At 58.4% G+C, this 4,404-nt stretch carries 2 protein-coding genes and 2 pseudogenes; 2 read left to right on the forward strand and 2 right to left on the reverse strand.

What is annotated here, in order from left to right; all coding sequences use genetic code 11:
* Positions 1–354 (reverse strand): annotated as a pseudogene (locus PV350_RS44905) (helix-turn-helix domain-containing protein); the annotation flags it as partial.
* A 371-nt stretch (positions 355–725) separates the two neighbouring features.
* Positions 726–2,378: an ABC transporter substrate-binding protein gene (locus tag PV350_RS44910; RefSeq protein WP_500339101.1), complete on the reverse strand. Its 1,653-nt coding sequence runs from the start codon at positions 2,376–2,378 to the stop codon at positions 726–728.
* 536 nt (positions 2,379–2,914) lie between these two features.
* Between PV350_RS44910 and PV350_RS44915 the strand changes: the two genes are divergently transcribed.
* Together PV350_RS44915 and PV350_RS44920 are read left to right on the forward strand one after the other, a co-directional pair.
* Positions 2,915–3,460 carry a DUF6924 domain-containing protein gene (locus PV350_RS44915; protein ID WP_500339102.1) on the forward strand — a complete coding sequence of 182 codons (546 nt, stop codon included), beginning with the start codon at positions 2,915–2,917 and terminating at the stop codon, positions 3,458–3,460.
* A 329-nt stretch (positions 3,461–3,789) separates the two neighbouring features.
* Positions 3,790–4,183, forward strand: a pseudogene (locus tag PV350_RS44920) (leucine zipper domain-containing protein); the annotation flags it as partial.
* Positions 4,184–4,404 lie beyond the last annotated feature (221 nt).

Consider the following 4,404-nt stretch of genomic DNA (forward strand, 5'->3'; position numbering starts at 1 on the left):
TTGCCGGAGTAGTCGGCGCGGCCGTCGCCGACCCGGTCGCACTCGGCGAGCGTGCCGTCCACCAGCACGTACTCCGTGTCCGCCTCGCGCAGGGCGCGGGTCAGGCCCGGCGCGCGGTGGGCCAGGAGGTCGATGACCGCGTGCACGTAGGCGTGGGCGGTGCCGACGCTGATCCGGAAGCCGGCCGCGATCTGGGCGAGGGTGTCGTGCTTGCGCAGGTACACCAGGGCGACCAGGGCACGCTGCGGGGGGCCGGAGCTTGCAGCGGCGGTCACCCTCCAGGGTGACGATCAGCATGGTCACCCACTCAACCAGCGCATGAGGCAGGTCCAGTGCTGCAGGATAGGTAACCAACGAGGCTTCCCGGCAGAAGAGTTGAGACGTCAGACATCTCGCTCAACCGCCGAGGAGCCTCGTCCGTTCTGCACGGGTCGCCGACCAGCTGGCCGTCACCCGATCGGTGGCCCCGCTGAAAAGGCTCAGTGGCTCGGCGAGCTCCCACAGTCCGCCCGGAACAATCCAATTCCACGTACCCCGCCCCATGAACAACCCAAAGACCGCCTCACCACATAGGAGACGGTCTAAGACCAGCCAAGCCCCTGGCCGGTGATCGTGCGCAAACTATCGCCACAACCAACAGCAAGGGGCTTCGCTGCACGACTACTCCGACCAAATCAGAAAGTCAAGAGTCAGAAGGCACAACGGCCGACGGGAGGGACCATGTACTACCACCACGAATTCCTGTCCGTCTCGCCGATGCTCCAGAGTCGGAAGACAGTCGAAGTGTCGAGTGCGGCCTCAAGTCCAGTGACTTCTTCTTTTGAAATTATGTACTGATTGCTCTGCCACAATGGAATGATCGGGACATCCCTTGCTACTTGAGCCTGCAGCTCGCGAAAATCATCGGCGGTGTCTGCTCGAGCGGCTCGGCCTGCACTCCGCGGGATCAGCACGCGATTGATCTTCTCATTTACGTAGTTGTTGGCCAGTACGCTGTTCTCCCCGAAGAACGGGGTGGTGAAGTTGTCCGGGTCCGGATAATCAGGAACCCAACCCCTAATGAAAGCAGCGAACTTTCCTTGTTCGGTTCCCTTGGAGTAATCGTCGGTGTCTGCGATCTTCACATTGACATCGAACAGACCACTGGAATTGAGCTGCTTTGCGATCAACTTCGCTTCGGAAACTGTTCCGGCACCGAAGCGGACAGGCGTAGTCCAGAGGGTGAAGCTGACTTTCCCGGTGATACCCGCATTAGCCAGCTCGGCTCCAGCTTTAGCCGTGTTTCCGCCCTTGCCATAGCGGTTGAAAAACACATTGTCATGGCCGATGACACCCTGCGGAATCATAGAATAGAGCGGGTTCGTTGTGTGGTGATAAACCTCCTCGATGATCTCATTACGGTCGATGAGGTAGGCGACGGCACGCCTGACGGCCGGGCTACTGACTTCCGCATGATCAAGGTTGAAAACGAGGTGCTGCACCTCCGTCCCAGTTCCTTCAACCACCCGAACCTCGGAGTCGCCCACGATGAACTTCTCTTGGAACCTGGCGATGTCGGCTTGGGCCAAACCACGGTAGACAAAGTCGACGTCGCCATCGACAAAAGCCTTTTTGAGGGTCTTGTCGTCCTTGTAAAAACGCATCGTCATGCCGTCGTTGTGAACATCGGCAGGCCCGCGGTAGCCATCATTAACCGCGAAGGAGACATGATCCTCATAGTCGAAGTCGTCGATTTTGTAGGGACCGGATCCTGCTACCCCATTGTCTGTGCGAAGTTTATCCGCAGGATATGAACGATGGTCTACAATCGAGCCCGCACCAGAGGCGATCTTCAAGGGCAAAGTCGCATCGGGGTACTTCAGATGAAATACAACTCGATCATTCGACGGGGTGTCAACGGTCTTGATGGATTCGAGGAGCACCGCCGGCCCGTTCGGATCGTTGATCTTGAGTGTGCGCTCGAAAGAGAACTTGACGTCCGCGGACGTTAGTGAGTTGCCGTTACTGAAGCGCAACCCCTGACGGAGAGTGCAATCATAGGTTTGGCTCTGCGAGTCCGTAAACTCGCAATGGCGTGCAATCTCAGGCTCCGGCTTCGTAGCACCTGCTGGATAGCTTAGCAGCGTCTGGAACACGTTGTTGAAAACAATCCATGAACCGACGTCGTATCCAGCGGCGGGATCAAGCGACGTGACTTTGTCCGTGATTCCCATCGACATGTCATCTGCGAGGCCATCACTGACACCGCATCCGGTGATGGTGCACAGGATTGTCAGCGCTGCAGCCGGGAGCGCCAGCAGTTTGAAATTCATGCGACTTCGATTTTCCTTGCTCAAGACTAATTCGACGAAGGTGTGCCCGGGCGGCATCTCACTCATGCCGCCTCCCTGATCGTGGGAGTGTCTAATTTTTGGCCGCCGTCATCTCCGGTCGAATACGTCGAGGCAGAATTTTTCGAAAGATGAAGGGTCGCCCACCATTCGCTGAACCTTGACTCGCAATCCTGTTCTCACCAACGACACGAGAGGGTCTCGCTGCAATCGGGGAGTGAATTCACGAGAAATAAATACGGGATGGATTTCACTCGCTTGCGGCGACTCCCCGGCGAGTCCCAGCAAAATTCCCTTATAGGGAACCTTGGCCAGCCGCTAGAAACGCGAGTGATTCTAATCAATTCGCAGGCGGATGGATAGAACCTCGGAGTCATAAATTGAAGAATCGCGCCAATTTTGGCCGCCGAGGACGGGCTACAGTGTTTCAGAGGAACCCCACCGACGAGACCAGTTACCCGCAGCCCACCGAGCAATCGCTGGCCTCGTCTCCCACCGCAGCACAAACAGCCCAAATCACATCGTGAGCAGGATAAAACTGCCTCAGCCGCCACCACGCACCAACTCGTAAAATTGCTGGCGACGTGAGGACATCAGACGATGTTCTTTATTTCTGTTTAGGTAGAAGGGATCTGCAGATTAGGACATTCCAGGGTATCGAGGATCGTGACAGTTTCGATCCTCTTGTCATCAGGACTGACTACAGGGACGATCAGGCATGGGAGGTCGTGAAGTCGGCTTTGGCGGAACCGTTCGGCGATTTCAAGAATCCGGCTGCCTGGATCGTAGATGACCCCTCTTGGTCGGATGTCAACGTAGATGAAGCCTTGGAGGCGTTCCACGCGAATGATTCTCTCGTCGAAAAGTCCGCGCCGGTGTTTTTTCTGGCTGATCAACTGACGATGCAGTCCGGTCATCATGCCCTAATGGCGGTGTCGACCGTCACGCAAGACGACTTTGAAGACGAAGAGGAGTATGAGGAGGCGATGGCGTACGGTCGGACGTTCAGGGCAACACCGCATGGAGTCCATATGATTCATGTGAATCTGGAGACTGTGAACATGGACTTTGAAGAGTTCGCTGCGATGGCAGACGAAGATGACGAAGATATTTATCGTCATGAGGATTGAGAGAAGCGCCGACGGCTTCTGGGAAGCCGATTCAGGGTAGCGCTGCCCGGACACGCGTGTGGCTCATCGATGGGTGACTTTTGGGTGCGGGAGTAGTGTTGTCATAAGCCAGTTTGGCGGCTGGTAGCGGATTTCATAGTGGAGAGGCACGGCCGGTTCGCGGCTGGAGTGTGTAAGTGGCATGGCAGCTGACGTCGGTGTCGGAGTGCCTGGTGTGGTCTGCCGGCACTCCTGCTATGCGGCATGAAGTAGTTGAGCGGGCCCAAGGCTTGATCAAGGCGAAGACCTCCGTGTGGAGCCGTCTAGGACTGCACCACACGGAGGTCTTCGTGTCCCACCGTAATGCCCGGCTGACCATTCACGGCAGGCGGCTACTGGTCGAACGTGTCTACTCAGGTCGCCCTGTCGCGCATGTGGTCGCCGAAATAGGCGTCTCCCGCGCCACGGCCCACAAAATGGGTCCACCGCTGACGAGCCGAGGGCGATACAGGCCTCGCCGACCGCTCCAGCCCGCCCCGCGCCACACCGCATCGAACCCCGGCAGCCGTGGAAGCACGGGTCTGCCGGCTCCGACAGATCCGCAAACTCGGCCCCGAACGACTCGGCCCGATCTTGGGCCCACCCGCGTCCACCGTCTACCGCATCCTCACCCGCCACGGCCTGAACCGGCTGGCCCACCTCGACCGGCCCACCAGTCGTTGTCGTCAGCCAAACGAGGCGTCGGCGCGGACCGCGAAGGACGCGCAGAAGTCGTGCTCGAATCGCGCTTGCCCGTCAAACGTCGACCCACCATGGGGGCAGGCTCCCCAGTCCCGCCCCAACTCGCCGCTCAACGCGACCCAGAACGGTTGCGTCCTTGGAAGTGGTGTAGCGGGTTGGACCTGATGCGGGGGTTTGCTCCGGCGTCTGGGTTGGTGCCCGCATAGACAAACGGCCACCGGCTG

The sequence above is a fragment of the Streptomyces sp. PA03-6a genome, assembly GCF_033792765.1.
Classification (GTDB): Bacteria; Actinomycetota; Actinomycetes; order Streptomycetales; family Streptomycetaceae; genus Actinacidiphila.